At 61.1% G+C, this 23,179-nt stretch carries 20 protein-coding genes and 1 pseudogene; 7 read left to right on the top strand and 14 right to left on the bottom strand.

What is annotated here, in order from left to right; genetic code table 11:
* Positions 1-384: 384 nt before the first annotated feature.
* Entirely contained in the window at positions 385-1,125 is a 741-nt protein-coding gene (locus AC244Q_RS35435; protein ID WP_041935849.1) for a response regulator transcription factor, read from the bottom strand.
* A gap of 610 nt (positions 1,126-1,735) precedes the next feature.
* Between AC244Q_RS35435 and AC244Q_RS35430 the strand changes: the two genes are divergently transcribed.
* Together AC244Q_RS35430 and AC244Q_RS35425 are read left to right on the top strand one after the other, a co-directional pair.
* On the top strand, positions 1,736-2,446 hold the full coding sequence (locus AC244Q_RS35430) for a winged helix-turn-helix transcriptional regulator (RefSeq protein WP_041935850.1): 711 nt from the start codon (positions 1,736-1,738) through the stop codon (positions 2,444-2,446).
* Positions 2,436-3,830, top strand: coding sequence for an amidohydrolase family protein (locus tag AC244Q_RS35425; RefSeq protein ID WP_128407124.1), 1,395 nt, complete (start codon positions 2,436-2,438; stop codon positions 3,828-3,830). The genes AC244Q_RS35430 and AC244Q_RS35425 overlap by 11 nt, the downstream gene beginning before the upstream one ends.
* Before the next feature lie 136 nt (positions 3,831-3,966).
* Here the strand turns inward: AC244Q_RS35425 and AC244Q_RS35420 are convergent, their stop codons facing one another.
* From AC244Q_RS35420 to AC244Q_RS35380, 9 genes are all read right to left on the bottom strand, one after another.
* Positions 3,967-5,328 (bottom strand): MmgE/PrpD family protein, encoded by a 1,362-nt coding sequence (locus AC244Q_RS35420; protein ID WP_128407125.1) that lies wholly within the window; start codon positions 5,326-5,328, stop codon positions 3,967-3,969.
* A gap of 16 nt (positions 5,329-5,344) precedes the next feature.
* On the bottom strand, positions 5,345-6,409 hold the full coding sequence (locus AC244Q_RS35415) for an ornithine cyclodeaminase (protein ID WP_012760256.1): 1,065 nt from the start codon (positions 6,407-6,409) through the stop codon (positions 5,345-5,347).
* Between the two features lie 357 nt (positions 6,410-6,766).
* On the bottom strand, positions 6,767-7,609 hold the full coding sequence (locus tag AC244Q_RS35410) for a carbon-nitrogen hydrolase family protein (protein ID WP_017997462.1): 843 nt from the start codon (positions 7,607-7,609) through the stop codon (positions 6,767-6,769).
* A 17-nt stretch (positions 7,610-7,626) separates the two neighbouring features.
* Positions 7,627-8,280: an RraA family protein gene (locus tag AC244Q_RS35405; RefSeq protein ID WP_012760258.1), complete on the bottom strand. Its 654-nt coding sequence runs from the start codon at positions 8,278-8,280 to the stop codon at positions 7,627-7,629.
* A gap of 43 nt (positions 8,281-8,323) precedes the next feature.
* Entirely contained in the window at positions 8,324-9,190 is an 867-nt protein-coding gene (locus AC244Q_RS35400; RefSeq protein ID WP_128407126.1) for a TauD/TfdA dioxygenase family protein, read from the bottom strand.
* A gap of 120 nt (positions 9,191-9,310) precedes the next feature.
* On the bottom strand, positions 9,311-10,399 hold the full coding sequence (locus AC244Q_RS35395; RefSeq protein ID WP_012760260.1) for an ABC transporter ATP-binding protein: 1,089 nt from the start codon (positions 10,397-10,399) through the stop codon (positions 9,311-9,313).
* A complete protein-coding gene (locus AC244Q_RS35390) occupies positions 10,396-11,199 on the bottom strand; it encodes an ABC transporter permease (RefSeq protein WP_012760261.1) in 804 nt (267 codons plus the stop codon). The genes AC244Q_RS35395 and AC244Q_RS35390 overlap by 4 nt, the downstream gene beginning before the upstream one ends.
* Positions 11,196-12,095: an ABC transporter permease gene (locus AC244Q_RS35385; RefSeq protein WP_012760262.1), complete on the bottom strand. Its 900-nt coding sequence runs from the start codon at positions 12,093-12,095 to the stop codon at positions 11,196-11,198. The genes AC244Q_RS35390 and AC244Q_RS35385 overlap by 4 nt, the downstream gene beginning before the upstream one ends.
* Positions 12,096-12,104: 9 nt before the next feature.
* Positions 12,105-13,148, bottom strand: a complete 1,044-nt coding sequence (locus AC244Q_RS35380; protein ID WP_012760263.1) for an ABC transporter substrate-binding protein — start codon at positions 13,146-13,148, stop codon at positions 12,105-12,107.
* A 533-nt stretch (positions 13,149-13,681) separates the two neighbouring features.
* On the opposite strand from AC244Q_RS35380, the gene AC244Q_RS35375 reads away from it, so the two are divergent.
* Both AC244Q_RS35375 and AC244Q_RS35370 read left to right on the top strand, forming a co-directional pair.
* Positions 13,682-14,314, top strand: a complete 633-nt coding sequence (locus AC244Q_RS35375; protein ID WP_012760264.1) for a DUF433 domain-containing protein — start codon at positions 13,682-13,684, stop codon at positions 14,312-14,314.
* An 8-nt stretch (positions 14,315-14,322) separates the two neighbouring features.
* Positions 14,323-14,691, top strand: a pseudogene (locus AC244Q_RS35370) (DUF5615 family PIN-like protein).
* A gap of 15 nt (positions 14,692-14,706) precedes the next feature.
* Here AC244Q_RS35370 and AC244Q_RS35365 read toward each other — a convergent pair.
* From AC244Q_RS35365 to traA, 4 genes are read right to left on the bottom strand one after another with little or no spacing between them, the layout of a single operon-like run.
* On the bottom strand, positions 14,707-15,318 hold the full coding sequence (locus AC244Q_RS35365; RefSeq protein ID WP_128407127.1) for a TraH family protein: 612 nt from the start codon (positions 15,316-15,318) through the stop codon (positions 14,707-14,709).
* 15 nt (positions 15,319-15,333) lie between these two features.
* Entirely contained in the window at positions 15,334-16,488 is a 1,155-nt protein-coding gene (locus tag AC244Q_RS35360) for a conjugal transfer protein TraB (protein ID WP_128407128.1), read from the bottom strand.
* A complete protein-coding gene (gene traF / locus AC244Q_RS35355; protein WP_128407129.1) occupies positions 16,478-17,044 on the bottom strand; it encodes a conjugative transfer signal peptidase TraF in 567 nt (188 codons plus the stop codon). The genes AC244Q_RS35360 and traF overlap by 11 nt, the downstream gene beginning before the upstream one ends.
* Positions 17,041-20,364, bottom strand: a complete 3,324-nt coding sequence (gene traA / locus AC244Q_RS35350; RefSeq protein WP_128407130.1) for a Ti-type conjugative transfer relaxase TraA — start codon at positions 20,362-20,364, stop codon at positions 17,041-17,043. Before traA ends, traF begins: the two co-directional genes overlap by 4 nt.
* 254 nt (positions 20,365-20,618) lie before the next feature.
* Here traA and traC point away from each other — a divergent pair, with 254 nt between their 5' ends.
* Genes traC through traG form a run of 3 tightly spaced genes read left to right on the top strand, consistent with a single transcriptional unit; the run spans position 20,619 to position 23,119 of the window.
* Positions 20,619-20,915: a conjugal transfer protein TraC gene (gene traC / locus AC244Q_RS35345; protein ID WP_012760270.1), complete on the top strand. Its 297-nt coding sequence runs from the start codon at positions 20,619-20,621 to the stop codon at positions 20,913-20,915.
* A gap of 4 nt (positions 20,916-20,919) precedes the next feature.
* Complete coding sequence (gene traD, locus AC244Q_RS35340; protein WP_012760271.1) at positions 20,920-21,135, top strand: type IV conjugative transfer system coupling protein TraD; 216 nt, start codon at positions 20,920-20,922, stop codon at positions 21,133-21,135.
* On the top strand, positions 21,122-23,119 hold the full coding sequence (gene traG, locus AC244Q_RS35335) for a Ti-type conjugative transfer system protein TraG (RefSeq protein ID WP_017997470.1): 1,998 nt from the start codon (positions 21,122-21,124) through the stop codon (positions 23,117-23,119). The genes traD and traG overlap by 14 nt, the downstream gene beginning before the upstream one ends.
* Positions 23,120-23,179 lie beyond the last annotated feature (60 nt).

Here is a 23,179-nt window from a genome sequence, read left to right as displayed (position 1 = left end):
CCGGGAGCCGACATTGGCGATGACCTAAAGTTCATAGTCGCGCCACAAGCAGCCATTCCCGCAAGATCTGTGTGAGTCACGCCCTACTCGCCGGAACGCTCAGCCACCGATTACGGGGCTTTCCGACGGACCGACGTACCTCGCTCAGCTGGCGCCCGTGAGTGCAGACCGCAGGGCCGGCTCGCGCCAGTACGTCTCGACGTAACGCCGCGGCGCTTAAGCACTGCCGTGTGTGGACGCATCCTTGCCGTCGCCCTCTCTAACCGAGGCGTAAAATCGGCCGCCGGTGCAACAGTCTGAGGCCAGATAAAAGCCTTGTCCGGGCGTTGATGAAACAACGTGACATCGCCCCCTAACCGAAGAGCACTTACCCCGGCAAATTCGCTATCCATCGGCTTCAACAACCGCGGCAAAGAAATAGCCACCCATCCGCACGGTCTTGATGAGGATGGGGTTGTGGGGATTGTCCTCGATCTTGTGGCGCAAGCGACTGATGTGGACGTCGATGCTCCGTTCAATCGGGCCGGCCAGGCCTGCGTGAGTGGAGGCAAGCAATTCTTCCCGGCTGAGTATCCTGCCGGGGTTTTGACAAAAGACGACGAGCAGGTCGAACTCGGCCGCCGTCACGTCAACCACTGTCCCATCCGGTCGTCGCAATGCGCGTTGCCATGAGTCGAGGCGCCACCCATTGAATCGGAAGGGCTTTGACAGGCTATGTATCACGCGATCACGTGATGCCCGTCGCAACACGCTGCGGATCCGGGCAATCATTTCCCTGGTCCCGAAGGGACTGGAAATGCAATCATCGGCTCCGCTTTCGAAAGCGGCAAGGATGATGTCCTCACGCCCTTGCGCAACGACTGCGATGATCGGGATCGTGCTGACGGCGCGGATTTGCCGGCACAGACGAAGCGCATCTTCGGCCCGGACGACGGCGTCGAGGATCATCAAATCAAAGAGGTGCCGGCTGATGAGGGCACGCGCCCGCGCAAAGGTGACAGTCGTAGCCACCATGCCCTTGTGGATAATCGCTTCCGATAGCATCTGCCCGACGTCCCCGCCTCCAGCCGCGATCACGATCTCCGTTTTCTTCTCTCGATGCGGTTTTCCGGTGCCCGATCCCACTCCCGCCGTCCACAGTTTCCTGGCGCGCTATCGGCATGTGCATTGACGTCGCCGATGCTGAAGAAATCGCAGGTTGGGTTGGCGATGCCAACCTGCAATTTTGCGGGCATTGACAGCCTCGCCTCATAGACCGGGGATGGCAACAGGCGTGCTTCAGACGTCAATGACGCGATCTGACCTCGTCAATCGGCAGCCGGAGCCGCCCGGGACTGTTGCCGCCGCTCAGGAAGTTCAAGCAGTGGACAATTTCCCGACAGACGCCGCCGGCAGGCAACGCAGTCGAGACAGGCAGATCCGCTGACGCCTGCCTGCGGGGAGGACGGGCCATTCGACGGTGAAGGCGAAGCATCATCCAAGCTCTTCATGCTGAGCGATCGTGCCACACTCATTTTCGTCTCCGATTGTCGCTGATGGAACGAAGATGCGCGGGTTCGCCTGGGCTTTCCAATTCTGCTCGAAGGGCATCCATGCTAAATCACGATCAATCGGCGAAGCAGCGCGGAAGGCGGGACATAATTCTTAATACGCAAGGCGCACACAGCATTTGAATTTCCTCAGACACCGTGGGATCGTACGGCCTCACACTCCGCTCAGCCCCGGTGAATGCCCTGTGAAGCCGATTATTGTCATCGGTTCAACGGACGCAGATTTCAGCCTGTTTGCCCGCCATATACTTCGGCAGACCGGCTTTGAGACGCTCCTGACGACCAGCGCGAATGAGGCGATCGCAGCGGCAAGGACCGCTGGAGTGCGGGGCGTCGTGATCGATGGCAGGGTGGCGAATTCGGTTTCCGCCTGCGGAAGCTTGAAAGGCGATGCGACGACGGCTGGACTGAAGGTCATCGCGCTGGTCGGCGCCAACTCCGCCAGGCAATATGCCGATTTCATCAATGCCGGCGCCGACGAAAGCTTCGTGCGGCCTGTTTCACCGGACCACCTCCTGCGCGCATTGCACCCGCTTTCGTCACAGTTAGGCGCTTCGCAGGAGCTATTGTCATGCGGCGACATCGAAATGCATGTGCTGGCGCGGCGGGTCTGGAGGCGGGGCGTCGAGTTGCACCTCCCGCGTCTCGAGTTCGCCATTCTGCTGCATCTGCTCAAGGACCCCGGGCGCATCTATCTGAGGCATGAGCTCGCGTCGGCAGCCTGGCCGGCAGGTGTCTTCGTCGATCCAAAAACCATCAACGTTCACATTGGTCGGCTGCGTGAGACACTGACGGCGGTCGCGCCCACCGACCCGATCAGGACGGTTCGCGGTGTCGGCTATGGGCTCGTGGCAACCGGCTGGTCGGAAACGGAGGCCCCGTCAAATGCCCCCTGAGACTCAAATCGTCATCGTCGGCGGACGAATCGTCACCGGCGATGGAACCACGCTCCACGAGCGGGGGGTCGTGCGCATCCGTGGGACAAGGATCATCGACGTCGCGCCAGGTGAGGCCGATGCCCGAAGCGAGGCTGTCGTCCTCAACGCCGCCGGATGCACGGTCATTCCCGGTATCGTCAATGCGCATGCTCATGGGTGCATCCACGGCCCGTCCATGCCGAGCGGGTCGGTGCCCGTCCGGCCCACGGATGTCGACTACTTCAGAAACAGACATCTCCTGTCCGGAACAACCACCCTGCTCAACGTCTGCGGCTTAGCGCTGCCGGATGAGATCGATGGCCCCTCGAACCAGCGCCATGCGATGGATATCCATCTGACGACGGCGCATACCACGAGCAATCTGGCCGCGGCGATCGCGATTGATGGTGGCGGATTATCGGAGCGGCACAAGATCGCGCGCATCGACGACATGGTCGCCAAAGGCGCAAAGGCACTCGGAGAAGCAGGCGGCGGGCAGACGCTTGGTGGCGGGGCGCAGGACTATCGCTTTATACCTGCGGCTATAGAGGCCGCTACGGGAACATCAATCCATCCGAAGGAGGCGCGCGCACTCAAGGAAGCCGTGCTCGGCCGCTATCTCGATCGTGGCTTGCCCGATCTTCCGCGGCTCAATGCTCTTCTGATCGAGTGCGGTCTCGCCGCTAAAATTTGTACGTCCGACCTCACAAAGCTGATCCGCGACACGGTGATGCCGCCCGTGGCGCTGTCACTGAAGGGTTTTGACGAGATCGCGGCAGCGTCTGAACGACTCAATTTTCCGGCGATCTTTCACAATGCGGCACCCACCGCGGCAACGCTGCTGAAGCTTGCGGAGACATATCCGAAGGCCCGCATCATCGCTGGGCATTCGAACCACCCGATGTTCCTTCCCGAAGAGGCAGTGCGTTTCGGGCTGCAACTGAGGGAGCGCGGCGTCGCCATCGACGTCTCGACGCTCGATTGCATCGAAACCCGCTGGCGCAATGACACCGCAAATATCGATGCTCTGGTCGAAGCGGGGCTCGTCGATACCCTATCGACAGACTTTGCCGGCGGAGACTGGGACAGTATTCTGTCGGCCATCCAGCGAATGGTGCGCAAGAGCCAGCTTTTGCTGCCGGCCGCAATCGCGCTTGCGACTGGCAACGTCTCGAAAACATTCCCGGAGCTTGCGGCCGATCGTGGCTTGCTGGAAAAGGGTAAACGCGCCGACGTGGTCATCGTTGAGAACCACAATCTCGGTCGAGTCCGCCATGTCGTGGCAAACGGAGAGCTGGTGGTGTTCAACGCGGCGATGGGGGTTGGGGATTTGCACGCTTACGCCATGGCAGCGGGCCGTTAACGGGGCGTTGGACGCCGACCTCGGCGCCTTTGACCGCTTGCGCAATTGGGTGTCAACCGCCGAGGGCAATGCCCGTCATTGCGTCAGTTTCATCTGACGACAAGGATAGTGGTCGGCATCGGCTCGATGCCGTGTCCTAGCCTGGCGAACGCAGATGCCGCAGAAGTGGGTCCAGCTCTCCAGCCGCGAGGCCGAGGACGCCATCGATGATCGCCCCCTGCTTGGAAGGCGACAGGACATGCCGCGTGACGCGCAAAAACTTTTCTTCGATCGCCTGCCAGTCCATCGGACGCTGGGGATCGCCGGACGGGCCATCCAGTGCCGAGACGTATTTGTGCCGCCGTGTCTCGACAGTCACCTTCGCCAGAGTCTCGGCGGGAAAGAGCGCGTCGATCTCAAGATTGACGGTGATCCTCACCTGACGCGCGAGGTGAGTGAGGTCCGGCCGATTGAGAAGGCTCTCGCTGACGGGAGCAAGGGCGCCGCGGCCCTCGATCGCGGCAATGGCGACGCAATAGGGAAGACTATATTGAATGTCGACAAGGTTCGCGGGCGAAAGCAGGTTGCCGAGCTTGAGCGCCCAGCCGAAAGTCTCTACCTCCACCGAGGCAATGTCCGCGGCCCTCAGTTCGTGAGCCTTCACAAGATCGAAGAGGCGATCGAGCGCCGGGTGTATATACCGGCAACAGGCATAGGGCTTGAAATAAGTGCCGCAAATTTCAAAACGCTGCCCCAGTCCTTCCAGTATCCTCTGCCGGTCGTAATAGCCGGGATGATCGAGGAGATCTTCCGGCCCGGTATAGCCGTTGCGGGCGAGGTCGAGCGCCATAAGACCGGTGGCGGCACTCCAGGGAATCCCTTCCTTGACGTCATTGCCCGTGAGCCGGGAGTAGCCTGAACTTCCATTGGCCTGTTGATTGGGGGCAAGCACGCCGGCGATCGAAAGCGCCTGCGCGATCAAGGCCGGCTCGACCTTGAAGAGTGACGCCGCTGCCGCAACCGCGGCCAATGCGGCCCACCGTCCCGACTGCCGGGTCTGAATCCCTTCGGCATTTTGGGCCGCGGCCACTCTGACGCCGACATCATAACCCGAAACGATTGCCGACAGGACATCATCGGCTGAGACGCCGGCAAACGGCGCCAAGGTCAAGACGGTGGGAACGACACAGGCGCCCGGATGTCCGCGCGCTGCGCGATGTCCGTCGTCCAGGTCGAGCGCAGAGGCCGCGGTCGCGTTGGCGATCACGGCTGCGATGGGCATCACGGTCCGATCCGTCATCCAAATGGCCGCCTCGCCTTTGCCGAAGAGGGCGGTAGCGCTATTACGGGCCGCACGACTGCACTGAAGCGCAGCACCAGCAACCGCCGCCCCGATAAGATCGAGAATGCAACGCAAGGCGGTATCACGGGTGCTGACCGGGGGCGGAGCTGAGGAGAGCGAATGGACGTGCTCGGCGAGGAGGTGCGTGGTGTACATGGGATCTGTCGGCGTCTTCATAAGCTCAGACAGCCCTTCAGGTGTTTTCCTGCGTGCGAGCGAGATATTTTTCATAGGTCGCTTGCACGGCATAAAGGTCGAGCATCGGCAGGCCGACGCAGGTTACGCAAACCGGCGTGTCCGCCTCCCGGACCCAGTCGTTCGGCGCGGAGAGCTCCCTCACGCCAAGCAACGGACCGATCTCCTCCAGAGAAAGCCCTTTTCGGGAGAAGTGGAGGGCAATGCTTTGCGAGTTCCTGCGCGAGACCGTCTTGATGTCGTCACAGACGACGGTCCCGCTTTTCAAGGCTCGCTGCAGATAGGCTTCGGGCACTTCGTCTCCGCCAAGATGAAGCGTCACAGCCCCCCTGTTTAACTCCTCGTCCTCAAACAGCGGCTGGCGGGCATTCGTGGCGGTGATCAGCAGGGCGCATTCCTTCAGTCTTTGGTTGTCGGTTACGGCATGAAGCCGAAACGACGTCCGGTCAGCGAAGTCCGACAGCAGTCTTTCCACGCCTTCAATCGATCGGCTGCGGATGAAGATGTCTCCGATCAGGTCGGAACAGGCGAAATCAAGGCACTCGACCACACTTCGGGCGACGGGTCCCGATCCGAAAATGAAGCCCGACACAGGTACCCGGCAGCGAACAAACAGCTCAGCCACTTTCGACGCATAGGTGCCGGTTCTCAGAGCGGAAATCCCCGTCCCGTCGAGTATCGCCAAGGGCCGAAGCGTCCGTTTTTCCAAAAGGACGAAGGTCGACGTCGAGCGAGGCAGGCCAAGATGCCGATTGAAGGCGTTTGCGCCGATGATCTTGACGCCGCCATGGGTCGGATTGACGCAATAGAGAGCCGACAATTTCCAGCCGAGGCGCTCGTCGACGAAGTCACGCCTGAACGGGGCGACGCTCTGCCGCTGCCAGAACTCCTCCTCTGGAAGCGAGAGAACGGCCTTTCCTCCGACAGTCCTCCCGCTTTTGATATCCGCCCAGGCGGCATCCGTGGCTGCATGGATTTCCGCGATCGTGAGTTCCGCGCCGGCCGACTGCAGGTCCTGGCGGGTCAGAAAGCGGACATTGCAGTCCGTGGCATTGTCGAACATGGTCTCCTCCAACGACAAGACGTCGTTCCTCGAGGCGGAACCTAGCACCTGCCTGCGAACCGCTAGATCAAGCTTTGATGAAGCTTCAGCATTGTCGATAAAGAGAAGGCAAAGTTTCGGCGACGTTGGAGGCACGTCCGCCGGAACTGGTCGGCCGGAATTTTGCGCGCCAGCGCCGCAAAAAGGGCCTGACGCGGAGGAGGTCGAATCGCGGCCCGGCTTCATCCAGCGGTCTTTGAGCCATCTGGAGAGAGGAAAGCCCCAATCCAATGATCGTGACGCTCCACGAACTCGACCGGGCGCTCGAGGTCGGTCACGTCGAACTTGGCCGCATCGACGAGCCGCGGCGTTGATATCTCAACGTCTTGACTTGGTGCCGGGGGACAGGCGAACCTGCCTATCCGCGAGCAAAACGCGGTGCTCGGCCATCGGGATCAGGCGCCGAACCTCAGGCAGTCGAGCGGGGTCGATTTCGACCACAAGGACGCAGACGTCGTTTTCGGCCCGCGCCACAATCTGCCCCCACGGATCGCACACCATGGAATGACCGAAGGTCCGGCGGAGTTCCCCGTCCGGCATCGCATAGCTTCCGCACTGTCCGCAGGCCGCGAAATAAGCTTGGAATTCGATCGCGCGTGCCCGACACAGCACCTCCCAATGAGCCTGCCCGGTCTGGTAAGTGAAAGCAGCGGGCAGGACGAAGATATCGACCTTTTCCTCGGCGAGGCGATCGAACAGGCGCGAAAAACGCAGGTCGTAGCAGATTGCACAGCCGATCCGATGGCCGTCGAGTTCATAGATGAACAGATCGCGCCCCGGCGCCACGGCAGCAGACTCGGAATAGGTCTTTCCATCGGGCGCGGTGATGTCGAAGAGGTGAATTTTTCGGTAGAGGCCGACCTCCTCGCCCTTGGCGTTGAACACGACGGTGGTGTTGTAGACACGGTGATCCTGGCCGCGGCGCTCCATCAGGCTACCGGCATGGACCCAGACCGCGTTGTCCTTTGCGAACCGCTGAACGAGGACATATGCTTCGCCACCTGGTATGCGGTCCGCCGCGCGCCTCTTGTCGGCGACCGTCCCGCCAAGCCAGTCGAAATGTTCCGGCAGCACGATCAGGTCGGGTCTGCCGATCATAGCCTCGCGCATCAGCCGCGCGGCTTCGGCAAGATTATAGGCCCGATCGGGCTGCGAACTCATTTGAACGAGGGCGATTTTCAAGACCTCGGCTCCTCGTCAAAGTCGAAGATCGACCGGCCGGAGGCCAAATGAGACCGGACAGCCACCGAGCGCTTCTGGCGCTCCAATGCCGCGTCAGCAAGGATCCTCAAGCGGTTGCGATCGGCCACGAACACACCTTCATTGTCCGCAAGCACCCCATAGCCAGGCAGAACCGCGACCGCGCCGCAGGCGATTGGCACGTTGAGCGAGCCACCAATCTGAAACTGGCGGTTCGTGGTTTTGGCGGAGACGCCGCGACACCAGACGGGAACGCCGGTGGCGATGATTTCATCGACATCCGTGCACGGACCGTCGATAACGATGCCCGCAGCCCCCTTGGCCTTTGCGGCGGCGGCGACACCACCACCGACACAGGCGATGTCGTCGCGATCGACGCGCGAGATCACCAGGATGTCGCCGGGTAACAGGAGATCGATCGCCTTGTAGATGATGACGCCGTCACGGCCTGGAGCCGCGACGGTGAAGGCGGCACCGGCCACGCGGGCAGGAAATACGGGTCGGATATCACCGCCGACAAATCCCAGGTGCTCGACATGGCCGATGGTCGCCGTGTCAACCGATGACAGTCGCTCGATCAGGTCAGCGGGCAGGGGAGGGCTTCTGTCGATCATCTGATAGAACGCTGTCATCGATTGGGCTTTCTCGCTGTTCGGTCGGTAGGCCTGGATCGGCTCAGACCGGCCGTTCGCCGGAAGTGGTGGTGCGATGCATGATCCGGATGGACGCGGGATCGAAGGAGTCGCGGCGGTGCATGGTGCAACGATTGTCCCACATCATAATGTCGCCCTCATCCCATTGCTGCACGAAGATGTGCTTCGTGTTCGTCGTGTGATCCCACAGTTCGGCGAGCAGCGCGTCGCTCTCATCGCGGCTCATGCCCACGATCCACGCGCCTTCAGTCGTTCCGCCGAGGTAAAGCGCCTTGCGGCCGGTCTCACCATGTGTGCGCACCAACGGATGCACGATGCCGCTCCATTCGCGGAAGTCCTGGCTTTTCGGCATGGACTTGCCAAGCCTGAGCTTGCCCGTCTTGTCGTAGACGTTCTGGAAGAAGATCTGGCGCCCATCGACGGCGTTCTTTAGAGGAGCCGGCAGGGTGTCATAAGCGATATAGGTCGAGAGGAAATAGGTGTCGCCGCCTGAAGGCGGAACAGCGACGGCACGCAGGATCGCGCCCGCCGGCGGGCGTTCGTAGAACCACGTATCGGTGTGCCACGTCGCCTCGCTATTGCCCATCGCACCGCTTGGCTTGCCATCCTTCATCGCATTGCTGATGACGAGGATTTCCGGGTGGGTCGGATGACCGCCTTCCTGCAATTGCTTGGGATGGATGACGAACTCGCCGAAGTGACGCGAGAACTGCACCTGCTGGGCGTCGGTGATGCCGGCCTTCTTGAAACGGACGACGCCGTATTGCCGCCAGAACTTTCGCACCGCCGCGACGTCGTCGGCGTCATAGTCATTGAAGTCGAAACCCTCGATATCGCCGCAGACATTGCTGGCATGCTGAACGGCGCGAAGCCTTATTTTGGTGAGCATTCCTAAAACTCCTGTTGCTGACCTTCCTCTAAGGTCGCGATGATCGTAGGGCAGGCGAGCGACGCATCACCAATATCGATTGGATCGGATTGATAGGCGTAGCGTATCGATCGCCATCGGCTATTCCGGCAGGACCTGGATGTCGTCTGGATCGATGGAAAGCGCAACGACGTCGCCGATAACTGGAAGTGAGGCCGACAGCGATGAGCGTGTGAGCACCGTCAAGACGACCTGCGGATCGATCTCGACCGCGAGCTCCAGCGACGGACCGAGGTTGATGACCCGGCGGACGGTTCCGGACAGACGATTGACGCCGCACCCGCCGGCGTCGCCGGTGTTGTTCAGCACCGCGATGTCTTCGGGCCGGATGCAGCAGAAGCGGGCTTGCTGACGGTTCGGCGGGCGCTTCGCCCGCAAGCTGATCGCGCTCCCGGACAGGTGAAGGTCGAGGGTGGCTTCCTGCTCACTCGTCCCTTCGATGGTGAGGATGTTCGATTTCCCGATGAAATCCGCCACGAATGAGCTCGCCGGATGACGGTAGATCGAAGCAGGCCCGCCCGTTTGGGCAATGACCCCCTGCCACATCACCACGATCCGGTCGGACATCGCCATCGCTTCTTCCTGGTCGTGCGTCACGTAGACGAACGTCATGCCCAGCTGCTGCTGGAGTTCCTTCAGTTCGAGCCGCATGGCCTCTCGAAGCTTCAGATCGAGATTCGAGAGCGGCTCGTCGAGGAGCAGGACGGATGGGCGTGGCGCAATGGCACGCGCCAGAGCCACGCGTTGCTGCTGTCCACCCGACAATTCCCTCGGATAGCGCGCGCCGTAGTCTTCAAGATGAACACTTCGCAGCGCCGACGCCACGCCGCTTTCGATCTCCGATCGCGCCACGCTCTTCATCTTGAGGCCAAAACCGACGTTGTCGGCGACCGTCATGTGCGGAAAAAGCGCGTAGTTCTGGAACACCAGTCCGATATTTCGCCGTTCTGGTGGAACGCGGCCCTGGCTCCTCCCGCGGATCCTGATATCGCCGAACGACGGCTGGTTGAAGCCGGCGATCATGTTGAGCGTTGTCGTCTTCCCGCAGCCGGAGGGTCCGAGAATACTGACGAACTCACCCTGCGGGATCTGCAAGCTGATGTCCTTCACGACGGAGATCGCCCCGAAGGACTTGCTGACGGAGACGAGTTCAATATCGATGCTGCTCATTTGCTGCCACCATGGAGTTTGACGGAAAAGCCGCCGATCTTTTCAAAAAGGAAGATCACCGCGAGGATGAAAATCATCGACGCGACATTGACCGCCGCCATCACCGGATCGAGGCTGTATTCGAGGTAATTGATGACGGTGATCGGCAGCGTCGTATCGCCTGGTCGAACCAGGAACACCGACAGCGGAATGTTGTTGAAGGAGATGATGAAGGCGAAGGTCATGCCTGACAGCACACCAGGCCTGATCGCTGGCAAAAGAATGTGCTGCACCCGCTGCCGCTTGCTCGCCCCCAGGATTTGACCCGCCCGATCCAGATTGCGGTCGAAGTTCGCAATAGACGTCGCCACCATTCTCACGACGAATGGCAGGGCGAGGACGATGTGGGCGGCGATCAGCGCAGGCGTGCCAAGGAAGGACTGCAGCCCGACCAGCGACAGGAACAGGACGATCGCTACGCCCTTGACGATCTGCGGCACCGACAGCGGCGAGAGAAGCACCGACATCACCGCTTCACTGCCGCGAATCTTTTCATAGACGATGGCATAGGCTGCCATGACGCCGATGATGCCGCTGACGATAGAGACGATCACCGCGACCTTGACGCTGAGCAGAAAGGGCAGGAGCCAGCGCTGCGAGACGAGGTCGCCGTACCACCGCGCCGTCCACTCCCACGGCCGGAACGTCACCGCGGAGGTCGGGCTGAACGAGGCCGCTATGACGACGGCAAGTGGCAGCGTGATGAAGGTGAGCACACCGGCCAGCATGAGCCGGAAGAGGACCGAGAGGAACCAGTTCATGCCGTGGCCCTCCCGGCGCCGCTTCGCTTGGTACGGTGCCGCGTTTCAAACCGCACGCCAACGAACGAGATCACCAGCATCAGAAGGAGAAGCGCATTGGCCATGACGGCGGCAAAGGGCCAGTCGACGTAGAAGAGGACCTGCTCGGAGATCATCGTCGCCAGGACTTTGAAACCGGCGCCGCCGAGAAGTGCTGGTGTCGCGTAGGCGCTCGCGGCCATGGTGAACGAAAGCAGCAGCGAGCTGACAATTCCCGGAACGGAAAGCGGAACGATGACGTGGCGGACGACGGAGACGCGCGAGGCACCGAGCATCTGCGCCGCGCGCTCGAGACTTTCGTCGATGCCCTGAATGCTGGTCATCAGCGAGAGAATGCCGAACGGCAACACGACGTGGGTCAGGCCGACGACGACGGCAAAGAGATTCTTCGAAAGCGGGAGCGGCGACGAAATAAGACCGAGGTCAAGGAGAACATCGTTGATGAAGCCGCGATCTTCCAGAATGATGAGCCAGCCGTAGGTCCGCAGCACCACGCCCGCAAGTTCCGGTGCCAGCGCAAGGGCAAAGACGACCGCGCGCCACCGGCTCCTGGAACGAGCCAGAAAATAGGCGACCGGATACCCCAGCACAGTAACCGCGATCGCAACGAGTCCGGACATGATGGCCGTGCGACAGAATCCAGCAACCGAAAGTCCGTCGGTGAAAAACCGTCGGTAGCTCTCGACGGAAAATCCACCGACTTCCTCTTGTGAAAAGCTGATGCCGATCATCAGTCCCATCGGAAGCGCGAAAAAGACGCTCAGGAATACGGCAGCTGGCGACAAAGCCATGTAACTGTAGGATCTCCTGATTGGAGATAGAGACGCCGCCGGAACCGCAAGTGTGATGGTGTTCATCGCGACCTCTCAGTCTGCCTGGGGAACGACATCGCGGTCCCACTGCTCGGCCCAGCGCGGCAGGCGCTCGGCGACGAGCGACAGGTCCGGAAGAAGCAGGGTCTTGAGGTCAGCTTCCGAGGTGATCTGCCGCGTGCGAATCGCCTCGGGGACCTCTACGTCGGTTCGCGCGCTCCCGACCTTGTAGCCACCGATCCACGCTTCCTGACTTGTCTTTTCCAGGAAGAAATCGATGAACTTCATGGCCGATTGCTTGTTTTGTGCACCCGCGGGCACGTTTAGCGTGGCGATGAGAGGAATGGTGCCTTCCTTGGGACGGATGTAGTCAACGGGCAAGCCGGCATCGACGAGGAGTTGAGCGCGACCGTTCCAGAAAGGCATGGCCCAGACCGTGCCGTCCTTGATGTAGCTTTCAAGAATGGCAGACGATTGTTCGAATCCAATGGACTGCCTGGCGACAGCTTCCATGGCCTTGAAACCCGGATCGAGATTGTCGACAAGGTCGCCACCATTGATCACGGACATCATCTCGACGAGGTAGATGGCCATGATGTTTTGAAACGTCGGCAGCACGATCCTGCCCTTCAGCTCTGGGGCGAGGAGCGCCGTCCAGGAGGACGGCGTGGCAAGCTTGTCCTTCCGGTAGAGGAGCGACAGGTACTGGACTTCGTGCACGGCACCGCAGGGACCGGCCGCGGCCGCCAATCTCGGCATGAGCTTGGCAAGGTTCGGGATCGTGGCCGCGTCAAGTTTCTCCAGCACGCCGTCACGGCAGCCCTGCACCGACTGCGAAGCGGTCATGACGACGACATCGAACCCCGGTCGGCCCCCGGTCGCCTTGATCTTCGCATAGTCCTGCGAGGCCGAGCCGACCGGATCATAAATGACATCGATACCGAACTTGGCCTCGAACGGTTCGATGATCGCTTTTTCTATGATCTCCTCGTAGGGGCCGCCGTAGCTGTTGACCACAAGCGTTTCTGCTCGCAGGGGGGTGGACAGGATTGCTGTCATGATCGCCGAGAGCAGAATCCGGCTTTGCTTTGTTCCCATGGCTCGTCTCGCTTTTTTTGTGTTGTTGCCGTGGGGATGGTGGACAGCCGGCGGCCGGGGGTCCAATAACGATCGTCGAAGATTGTTGCCCCGCAGCTATCAATCGGGGGCCATCGCGATTTTCTCCCGACAATGGCAGCGATGACGATTTCGCATTCACAAGGTGGTTTTCTCGAAGCTTGGCGGCGCATCCCGTTCAGCGTTGTCTTCCCGCGGATCGCTATCCGTCGAATATCCGTGCAATGGAAATGATCGCTGCCCGCCCAAAGCCCAGCTTTCGCCGCGCGAGTTGCTTTGCCTGGTGTGAGCGAGACGAGGAAGGACGGGCTTCGGAACGGCGATGGTCGCCGGTACCCTGAGGCGGAACCGAGCGCCACCATCTCGATGAAGCTCGCAAAACGCTCCGGCGCGATGTCGATGCCGCAATTCTTGGCCAGCACCAACGATCGCGAAGCTTCGATCGTTGCCTCGCAACATCATCGCTTTACGGCGCGCATCAGCCGCCTTATATATTCTTCTCAAGGAGAATGATTATGGTCCCTGTCTCACACATCTACACGCCTGCCGAGGCCGCCGCTGTGAGCGAGATTGCGATAAAGTCGGTGCACAACGCGATCGACAAGCGGATCGTCGCCAATCGTCCGTCCAGCACCAAGGGCCGAGCTCTTACTGAAGAGGATCTGCTTCGCTTGAAGCTCTGGTACGGCGTTGGATCGATCCTATCTGCCGAGCGCCGTAAACGAATGTTCGACACAATCGATGAGAACCCGGGCGCCGATACCGTAAGGGCCGACGATTACCTTATCATCGACGTCGCGCGGGCAAGGGAGCAATTGGCCGCGCGCGCAGAGGCGCTTCGAGAGGCTGGAAAATTGATCCAGAGCGTCAAAGGAGTTGTCGGCGGCGAACCGGTTTTTAAGGGAACTCGCGTTCCGGTGCGAACAATTGCCGCGATGAAAGCCCAAGGCGCGAGCACCGAGGAAATCGTCGAAGGCTATCCTTCGCTGACGGGGCGAATGGTGGGGCTTGCTGACATCTGGACTGCAGCCCATCCCGTTCGAGGACGGCCACGCAAACTTTCGGAGCTGGGCTTGACGGTGAAGTCGGAAAAGCGTCTTCGGCTAGCAAATGAGCGCGTTCCACAGTCGTCGGATAAGCCCTCTTAAAATTTCCGATCGACGAATGCCTCCACACATCACTCGTGGCCGTGGCTTAAGATCACGGCCACGATTGTTTTCACGTCAACTGGTTGGGGTTAAGCGGCGAGACGGACTGGGACCTGATGCTGCCTCGGATCGTCGCGGAAGATTTCACCTTCGTGACGAACAACGCCCGCGACGTTCGCAAGCTCTACGCCAAGGAACGGCTCCACGCGGGTCTCGTGATTATCGTGCCGCAAGTGCTACCTGCGCTTCAACGGGAACTATTTGTTCTTATTCCGCGGGAACCGGTAGGGGTGCAATATCTCGTCAACGAGGTGCTGGAAGTGACCATCGACGACGATACCGCCGTTCTGACGCGCTATCTGCTGCCGGAAACCTAGGCGTTTTCCAAAAGCTCATTTAGCGCCGATCCGGGACAGATCGATCCGCATTTCCGCTGTTCCGACAGGACCGCCATTCTCGCTGCCCTTGAGCTTCGAAGAGGCCGGCGCGCTGTCGGTGTCGGCGTCTTGTTCGGCAACGGGCGGGACGGTCAGTTTCACAGATACGTCAGGGTCCTTGGCTCGAAACACGCTCACGCCCTCGAACTCGCCGGTCTTCCAGGCATAGACGGCATCTTCGAATATCTGCGGAAAGACTTGCCTGTCGGTGGGATTGCCGTACCACTTGGCGACAATCCTCACCACCTTGGCGAACAACCCCGTGCCGAGGCGCAGATTTTCACAAGCCTCTACAAGATCAGGCTTGAGCTCAGAGACATCCTTGACGCCGATGCCGGCGGGGACCTGCGTGATCCCGACGCGAACCACCGCCTGGCCAACATATTTACGGATGAGGTCCATCGCCTCGTCCGGTGTTCTCGGCTTCGGGACGAGGATCAGCCGGCCACCGGCTTTGACGGCAACCGCTAACGGGTCCGAGGAGCCGGCCGCCTGGACGAATTGCTCGACAATGGCAGGCGTCAGTGAGGGATCGGCGCATTTTTCTATCATCGCGGCATCGAGCATGACTACCTCCTCAGCTCAGGTGTTGAATGAAAGGACGAGCGGTTTGGCGAAGAGACGCGCAAAGGCCCTGGCACTGGCCCGCTGGATGGCGACGACCGAGGTATTCGCGGTCCACCAGCCATTGCCGACGGCGACGATGACATCGGGATCGTGCAACATGGATTGCAGGGCGGGCCAGGCAACGAGCTGTTCGTAGCAGATCAGCGGCGCGACCTTGTAGCCGTTAAGGACGACAACCGGGTTTGCAAAAAAGTCCGCGCGCGCGCCTTTGCTATCGCCCCACCAGGGCTGCCACATCGAGCCGGGAACAGGCATGCGCTGACGATACAGGACGCGGCCGCCTCCGGCCGACACCGCCACCAAAACATTGTCATAGCCATCTGCGCCGACAACGGATGCGCCGGCGACCACCGTCACGGGACTGCCGGCCAGAGCCCTGGTCCATAGCCGCTCGATGGTGGGCGTCCAGAAGCCCAGCGCACTTTCCGGCAGGACGATGTAGACGACACCATCGCTAGCCACCTTTTGCACCGTTGCGATCAGGTCACGCTGTCGCTGAAGACCGGCCTCGCGTCCGAGCGAAGAACCCATTTGCCAATCGACGCCGCGCCATGACTGAGGTACTTCTGGATCGGTCCAGGTTAGCCCGGACCAAACCCACGCGCCTGCCAAAGCGATCGCGACAGCCGGCCAAAGCCGGGTTACGAGGCCGATCAGACCGGCTGTCGTGGCAGCCAGTCCCCACCACCCCCATCCCGGAAACAGAACGCCCGCCGCAGTGATCGGATGCGCCCAACCGGTAATTCCGAAAGGGGGTAGGGCCATCAGGATGCCAGCGGCCACGTACCGATGGGGTCTCTTGGTGCGAACCGATGTCCAAAGCACCGTGTAGACCCCGAAAAAGCTGACCGATGCCGCGAGCCAGAGCAGCAGTCCTGGCCAAAGGTCGGACGAATAGAAGGTGGCGACGCCTTGCGGCAACCCTCGTGAGGCTGCGAGGAAATATGCCGCAGAGACCAGCCCCGCCGCCATCCGATTGGGTGCATGAGCCCATAATACAGGAAAGGCGAGGGCGACTGGTAGGAGAAGCACCTGGCCGCTCCATCCGATCGAGGCGACGGCAAGGGCAAGGCCGATCAGCGCTGCGGTACCCACGTGGTCACGGCGCATAGGTGAGCACCTTTTGCGCCAGACCGAGGATGCCGGACACGGGTAAAGGACCGAAATAGCGGGAATCGTAGGAGCCCGCGAAACCGGAATGCAGAACGGCGTGTCCAGCTGGCACGGTGCCACTTGCAAAAACCGAAAGAGCTCGACCTTTTCCATCTGCTCTGGCGACTGCCGAATTTGCCACGGTGATGCCATCGACGAACATGGCTGACCTGATCTCCACCCTTTGACCCTCGGTGGCGATCACCGTTTTGATCAGCGGGGCAAAACCGCCCGGGCACGAACCGGAGCGCAGATAGCCGCGCTGTCGGGCCTCGCGCATCCTGTCGTTTTCCGGCGGGCAGATGAAGACGACATCGCCGACCGCGGGGGACCGATCGAGTGCTGCGACCCGCCAGAGGCCGAGCGGTTCGCTTGGTGTCATATTGATGCGGAACCCACCGGCGGCGGCGGCGACGGACAAGACAAACGCCAGCAAGGCCGCGGCCAATAATAGCGTCGCGGCGGGGTGAATTTTTTCGTGTGTCGGGCACTGGCGCCTGATTGTCGGGATCATTTCAGCGAAAGTCCCTGGCTCCTGGTCTGCCGCAAGGTCGCGGCCTGCTTCAGCGCCTCGGTCGTTCTCTCATGAGCGGAGAGCTGCTGGATGGTCCGCATCGAATTCCAGGCGGCTTGTACCTCCGCCTTTTGCGCGGGGTTCATCCCTGCCGTGACGGACTTGAAGGTCTCTCCGCTCGGATCCTTCGACGCGATGCCGAGGAAGGTGCGTTCGCCGAACCGTTGCGAGACGGCTTTGGCGAACCGATCGAGTTCGGCCTTCACCATTTTGACGGCAAGCGCATATTCGAGACCGGCGGGAAGATCATCGCGGTCGATCGCATCACGCACGCGCTCGAGCGTTTGCTTTGCGGGAGCAGAGAGCGCGGGGATGTCGACCGAGACTTGCCGGCGAACCGCGCGTTCCTCCGTTTCATGCTTGCGTTCGATCTCGGCCCGCTGGCGAAGATAGCGTTCGAGATTGCGGGCCAGAGCCGGCACGTTGGCAATCGCCCGTTCGCGGTCCTGCTTGTCGCCCCGGTTGGCGAACACGCCCGTCTTACCCCTCAATGCACCGAAGCGCTCCGGTTCGCCGGCGATCTTTGCCAGCGTGGTTTTGGCGATCGCCTGATCCTTGAGCATCGCGTCGACATTCACCGCCTTGAAGGCGCTTTCCGGCTGGGCGTAGACGAGATGGAAGCGAGTGGAGACATCCTCCCATTGTTTTTTGAGACCGGGATCTGCTGCGAGCTTGTCCTCGACGGACTGGTCGATGGATTTCGGGAAAGTGGAAATGCCAGATACCATGGGCTTCGACTCCTTGGCCTTCGATTTGGGTGATGTTTTGGCGCTGGCGGCGCGCCCGAGTATCACGCCAATTGCCGCCAGGCGGGCGCCGAGATCGGCGAGCTTTTGTTTCTGCCGTACGACCCATTGGAGGCGATCGTGGGCGATCGTGCGGGCGACGTTCATGAGATGCAGGCCTCGCGCCTCGGCGAAGCGCAAGGCTTGGCCGTACAAAGAGCTCTTCTCGTAGTCGAGCGTCGTCTCCTTGGCGTTCCGGCGCGACAGGATCGGGATAAGGCCACCGGACTTCGCGAAAGAACGTCGGCCGTAATAGATGGCGAGATCCTCGCGATGGCGCGTCATCGCCACATAGGTGAGATGACGGTCCAGCGAAAGGGAAGCAAGCACCTTGACGCGATCGACGGTCGCGCCTTGGCTCTTGTGGATCGTCGTCGCATAGCCGTGGTCGAGCTTGTTGTAGAAGCGCTGCTCGATCGTGACCAGACGGCGATGTTCCCCTTCGCCAAGTGCCACCACGAGCCGCCCAGCTGCAGCGTCGATCACCTTGGCCAACATACCGTTCTTGACGCCAAGGCTACCCTCGTTCTTCAGGAACACGATCTGGTCGCCGGCCGCGAACATGCGGGTTCCGTCCTCGGTCTTGAAGGCAAAGCCGTCCGCGAGGATGCCGCGCTCGACCAGCTTGGCTCGAGCCATATCGTTCAACATCCGAACGTCGCGCCGAAGGTGTGCGAGGATCAGGCTGCTCTTCGAAGGATCGTAGTCGCGATCCCAATCGGCGATCAGGCTTTCGACGGCCTGCGCCTTGAGGTCCAACCCCCTGACATGCCCATGGGCACGATAGGCATCAACCGCTTGGCCGACATTGCCGCGCCCCAGATCGAGCGAGGCGTCGCGCATCCATTGCTGGCGCTGACGATAGATCGTTTCGAGCTCGGCATAGCCGATCCGGTCGGCGATCGCCCGGAAGGCAGCTCCCGCCTCGATCGGCTGCAACTGTTCGGGGTCACCGACGAGCACAAGCTTTGCGCCGGCCTTGCTCACGGCCTCGACGAACAGCGCCATCTGCCGCGACGACACCATGCCGGCCTCATCCAGCACGAAAACGGTTCTCGTGTCGATCTGGTCGCGGCTCTGGTTCCAGCGCAGCTCCCACGACGACAGCGTGCGGGACTGAATACCGGCTTCCTTCTCCAGGCCCTCGGCTGCTTTGCCGGCAAGCGCACCACCGACGACACGATAGCCGGACGCTTCCCAGGCTTCGCGCGCCGCCTTCATCATCGTCGTCTTACCGGCGCCGGCGCGGCCGATGACGGCGGCGATCCGTTCGCCGCCAGCCACACGTTCGATCGCAGTCCGCTGTTCATCCGACAGACGGGCATGGCGCGCAAACGTCGCCTCCAGCACCGCCTCGCGTACGCCATGAGAGGCGCGCCCGGACAGCCAGATAGCCCGGCTGACCATCTCGGCTTCAAGCCGGATCATCTCCCGCGTCGTGTACTTGGCAGGCGTCCGGATACCAGTCGCAAAGTCGATCCGGTCACGTTCGAGCCGCAGCGCCTCCGGGCTCTGCAGGATCCTCACCATCAGGTTCTGGAACAGAGCGGCATCGTCGATATAGCGGTGCAGGATCTTCGCCACGTCGCGTTCATCGAAGACGCTCTTCTCCCGCGTGATGAGGTCGAGAACGATTTCCGGACGGCGCTGTATGCGTCGGGCATTTTCCGTGCGGCGGTCTTCCTGCAGTTCAATGCGTTCGAGCTTTGGCGACCATGCCGACGACCTTGCGTTGGCTTGTTCCGCCTTGCGGTCGATCGCTTTGGTGCCGACACCGAGATGGATGGTCGGGGTCAGTTCGATGCCCTGCTTTTCAAAGGACCGCCCGTCGACGCGGATGTCGAGACCGGCAAGGGCAAGATGCCTATTCTGACAGGCGAACCAACCATCGCGAATCGTATTAAAATCGTCTGCGCTTCCCGCCCAGAGTTCATAGACGATCTTGCCGGCATCGTTGCGCATCGGGTTACCGTCCGGACTGGTCACCGCAATCTTCTTTGCGCCGAACCCGCGCTCTGTCAGCGGCCTGAGCGTCGTCATCAGATGGACATGCGGATTGCCCGGTGCGTCGTGATAGACCCAGTCGGCGACCATGCCCTTCGACGTGATGTGCCGCTCCACGAAATCCCGGACGAGAGCAATGCTCTGCTCGGCAGAGAGCTCGATCGGAAGGGCAATGGTGACGTCCTTGGCGAGCTGCGCGTCCGATCGCTTTTCGAACGCCTCGACCTTGTTCCAGAAGGCTTCGGACGCTCCGGACACCGACCTGTCCGCGATCATGGCACGCAGCCATGTGGGAGCCCCTGCCGGAATGACGAACTCCTCATACAGGAGACCACGCTTGCGGGTGTAGTCGATCGTCCGGGCTTCCCGCTCATAGTCCATCTTCGCGCAGTGCCGGTAGGCCGCCGACAGCACGGCGCTGCGGCCGGAGCCACGGGCGACGATGCTGACGGAGAAATGAGGGACGGCCACGGCGCAGTTCCTTCCCGGTTGCGAACGAGTTCATCGCGTTCGTCGAGAGCGGCGGGCCAAATCGGCCTCCAGCAAGGGCGTCGCGTCAGCGACGTATAATTGCGCCCTTGGAAGCCGCTCCTCCGGAACGGCCGGGATCATGACCGGAAGTGCAGGTTGCGCCTACCCGCATTAGTGTCGGTAGATTGGCAGGTCGGTCTGGAGGAACCTCACAAACGTTCGAAGACGAAACGGCAGACACGGGACCATCTGGAATGAAGAAACACTCCTCGAAAATCCGCGACGAAATTGCCAAACTGCAAGAGCAACTTAAAACCGCCGAGACCCGCGAAGCGGAGCGGATCGGGCGGATCGCGCTCAAGGCTGGCCTTGGCGAGATCGAGACTGACGAAAACGAGCTGCAGGCGGCGTTTGAGCACCTGGCCGAACGGTTTCGCAGGGGCGAAGTCGTTCCCGCCGAAGGAAAAGGGGCAAACGAGCATGGTCGCAAAGGTGCACAAGCCACACCGGTCGCGTCTGGCACGGCTGCGGGCGGCGATAGCGAGGCTTGAACGGATGGCGAGGACGAAGACATTCGACGCCCGCAGGAAGGACACACGCGAGAAGATCGAACTTGGCGGGCTGATCGTCAAGGCGGGCCTACGATACGAAAAGCGCGCGCTGCTGCTCGGGGCGCTGATCGAAACAGCACGACGCATCAGGAGCGATGAGGATGAGCGATCTCGGCTCACGGCGATCGGATCGGAGGCCTTTGGCAATGACGGCGAATAAGATCGCGCTGGTCAGCGTGCCCATAGCACTGATGATGCTCGTCACCATCGGCATGACGGGTATCGAACAATGGTTTTCCGAATTCGGGAAAACCGAGACAGCGCGGCTGACCCTCGGTCGGATGGGAATCGCCTTGCCCTATATCGCGTCAGCCGCCGCCGGCATCATCTTTCTGTTTGCGAGCGCCGGCTCAACGAACATCAAGCTCGCCGGATGGGGTGTTGTCGGCGGTAGCAGTGCGACGATCGTGATCGCCGCGCTGCGTGAGACCGTGCGACTTGCCGCAATTTTCGACCATTTTCCGGCAGTTCGATCGGCGCTCTCCTATGCAGACCCGGCAACGATGATCGGGGCAGGGGCGGCGCTGACGTCGGCCGGCTTTGCACTTCGCGTAGCACTTGTCGGCAACGCGGCGTTCGCGCGCTCCGAGCCGCGCCGTATTCGAGGAAGGCGCGCACTGCATGGAGAAGCCGAGTGGATGAAATCGACGGAGGCCGGAAAGCTCTTTCCGGATACCGGCGGCATCGTCGTCGGCGAGCGCTACCGCGTCGACCAGGACATAACGGCGATGCGGTCGTTCAGGGCGGATTGCGTGGAGACGTGGGGCGCCGGCGGCAAGTCGCCGCTTCTCTGCTTCGACGGCTCGTTCGGATCCTCGCACGGCATCGTCTTTGCCGGCTCAGGCGGTTTCAAGACGACGTCGGTGACGATCCCGACCGCGCTTAAATGGGGCGGTACATTGGTCTTGTTGGACCCGTCAAACGAAGTCGCGCCCATGGTGATCGGGCATCGGACAAACGCCGGACGCGACGTCCGCATCCTCGATCCAAGAACCGCCGACACGGGCTTCAATGCGCTGGACTGGATCGGGCTTCATGGCCGCACGAAGGAAGAGGATATTGCCGCCGTTGCCTCATGGATCATGAGCGACAGCGGCGGTGCTCGCGGCGTGCGCGACGATTTCTTTCGCGCATCGGCGCTGCAGCTGTTGACCGCATTGATCGCCGACGTCTGTCTATCCGGCCGCACCGAAGAGAACGACCAGACACTTCGCCGGGTCCGCAAGAATCTGTCCGAGCCCGAACCGAAGCTGCGCGCGCGACTGCAGTCGATCTACGACAATTCGAGATCCGACTTCGTAAAGGAGAACGTCGCCGCCTTCGTCAACATGACGCCAGAAACGTTTAGCGGGGTTTACGCGAATGCGGTGAAGGAGACGCACTGGCTGTCCTATCCGAATTATGCGGCGCTTGTCTCGGAGTCGAATTTTTCGACCAACGACATTTCCGCGGGAAACACGGATGTCTTCATCAACATCGACCTGAAGACGCTGGAGACGCATTCGGGTCTTGCTCGCGTCATCATCGGGTCCTTCCTGAACGCGATCTACAATCGTGATGGAGCATTGAAGGGCAGGGCGCTGTTCCTTTTGGACGAGGTGGCACGCCTGGGCTACATGCGGATTCTGGAGACGGCTCGTGACGCCGGCCGAAAATACGGCATCACGCTGACAATGATTTACCAGTCGATCGGCCAGATGCGAGAAACCTATGGCGGCCGCGACGCGGCGAGCAAATGGTTTGAGAGTGCGAGCTGGATTTCGTTTGCTGCCATCAACGATCCGGAAACGGCCGACTACATCTCGCGGCGCTGCGGCATGACGACGGTCGAGATCGATCAGGTCAGTCGCAGTGTCCAGTCGAAGGGTTCATCGCGCACGCGCTCGAAACAGCTTGCCGCCAGACCGCTCATCCAGCCGCACGAAGTTCTGCGCATGCGGGCCGACGAGCAGATCGTCTTCACGGCAGGCAATGCGCCGCTTCGATGCGGTCGTGCGATCTGGTTCCGTCGTGACGATATGAAGGCTTGCGTCGGCGAGAACCGGTTTCATTCACCGGACAGCGGCAGGAAGGAGCGTTCGAATGCGATAAATCTCGCAAACACCGATGAAGCTACGTCGGATGTAGCGTCTACCGGGATCTAGGGGAAATCGACTGGCGACGAACACCGTAACGCCGTTCAGGAAAACGGTGAGACCGTGGTC

It is taken from the genome of Rhizobium sp. CB2179, assembly GCF_057653455.1.
The sequence above is the reverse complement of the archived record's forward strand: the minus strand, read 5'-3'. Positions and strand labels throughout refer to the sequence as shown.

What these genes read in the sequence shown, in the direction of transcription:
- traG (WP_017997470.1), top strand. Translation starts at nt 21,122, where the DNA reads ATGACGGCGAATAAGATCGCGCTGGTCAGCGTGCCCATAGCACTGATG.
- AC244Q_RS35420 (WP_128407125.1), bottom strand. Translation starts at nt 5,328, where the DNA reads ATGAAGACGCCGACAGATCCCATGTACACCACGCACCTCCTCGCCGAG.
- AC244Q_RS35375 (WP_012760264.1), top strand. Translation starts at nt 13,682, where the DNA reads ATGGTCCCTGTCTCACACATCTACACGCCTGCCGAGGCCGCCGCTGTG.
- AC244Q_RS35390 (WP_012760261.1), bottom strand. Translation starts at nt 11,199, where the DNA reads ATGAACTGGTTCCTCTCGGTCCTCTTCCGGCTCATGCTGGCCGGTGTG.
- AC244Q_RS35415 (WP_012760256.1), bottom strand. Translation starts at nt 6,409, where the DNA reads ATGTTCGACAATGCCACGGACTGCAATGTCCGCTTTCTGACCCGCCAG.
- AC244Q_RS35360 (WP_128407128.1), bottom strand. Translation starts at nt 16,488, where the DNA reads ATGCGCCGTGACCACGTGGGTACCGCAGCGCTGATCGGCCTTGCCCTT.
- AC244Q_RS35380 (WP_012760263.1), bottom strand. Translation starts at nt 13,148, where the DNA reads ATGGGAACAAAGCAAAGCCGGATTCTGCTCTCGGCGATCATGACAGCA.
- AC244Q_RS35425 (WP_128407124.1), top strand. Translation starts at nt 2,436, where the DNA reads ATGCCCCCTGAGACTCAAATCGTCATCGTCGGCGGACGAATCGTCACC.
- AC244Q_RS35395 (WP_012760260.1), bottom strand. Translation starts at nt 10,399, where the DNA reads ATGAGCAGCATCGATATTGAACTCGTCTCCGTCAGCAAGTCCTTCGGG.
- traD (WP_012760271.1), top strand. Translation starts at nt 20,920, where the DNA reads ATGGCGAGGACGAAGACATTCGACGCCCGCAGGAAGGACACACGCGAG.
- AC244Q_RS35405 (WP_012760258.1), bottom strand. Translation starts at nt 8,280, where the DNA reads ATGACAGCGTTCTATCAGATGATCGACAGAAGCCCTCCCCTGCCCGCT.
- traF (WP_128407129.1), bottom strand. Translation starts at nt 17,044, where the DNA reads ATGATCCCGACAATCAGGCGCCAGTGCCCGACACACGAAAAAATTCAC.
- AC244Q_RS35400 (WP_128407126.1), bottom strand. Translation starts at nt 9,190, where the DNA reads ATGCTCACCAAAATAAGGCTTCGCGCCGTTCAGCATGCCAGCAATGTC.
- AC244Q_RS35365 (WP_128407127.1), bottom strand. Translation starts at nt 15,318, where the DNA reads ATGCTCGATGCCGCGATGATAGAAAAATGCGCCGATCCCTCACTGACG.
- AC244Q_RS35385 (WP_012760262.1), bottom strand. Translation starts at nt 12,095, where the DNA reads ATGAACACCATCACACTTGCGGTTCCGGCGGCGTCTCTATCTCCAATC.
- AC244Q_RS35410 (WP_017997462.1), bottom strand. Translation starts at nt 7,609, where the DNA reads ATGAGTTCGCAGCCCGATCGGGCCTATAATCTTGCCGAAGCCGCGCGG.
- traC (WP_012760270.1), top strand. Translation starts at nt 20,619, where the DNA reads ATGAAGAAACACTCCTCGAAAATCCGCGACGAAATTGCCAAACTGCAA.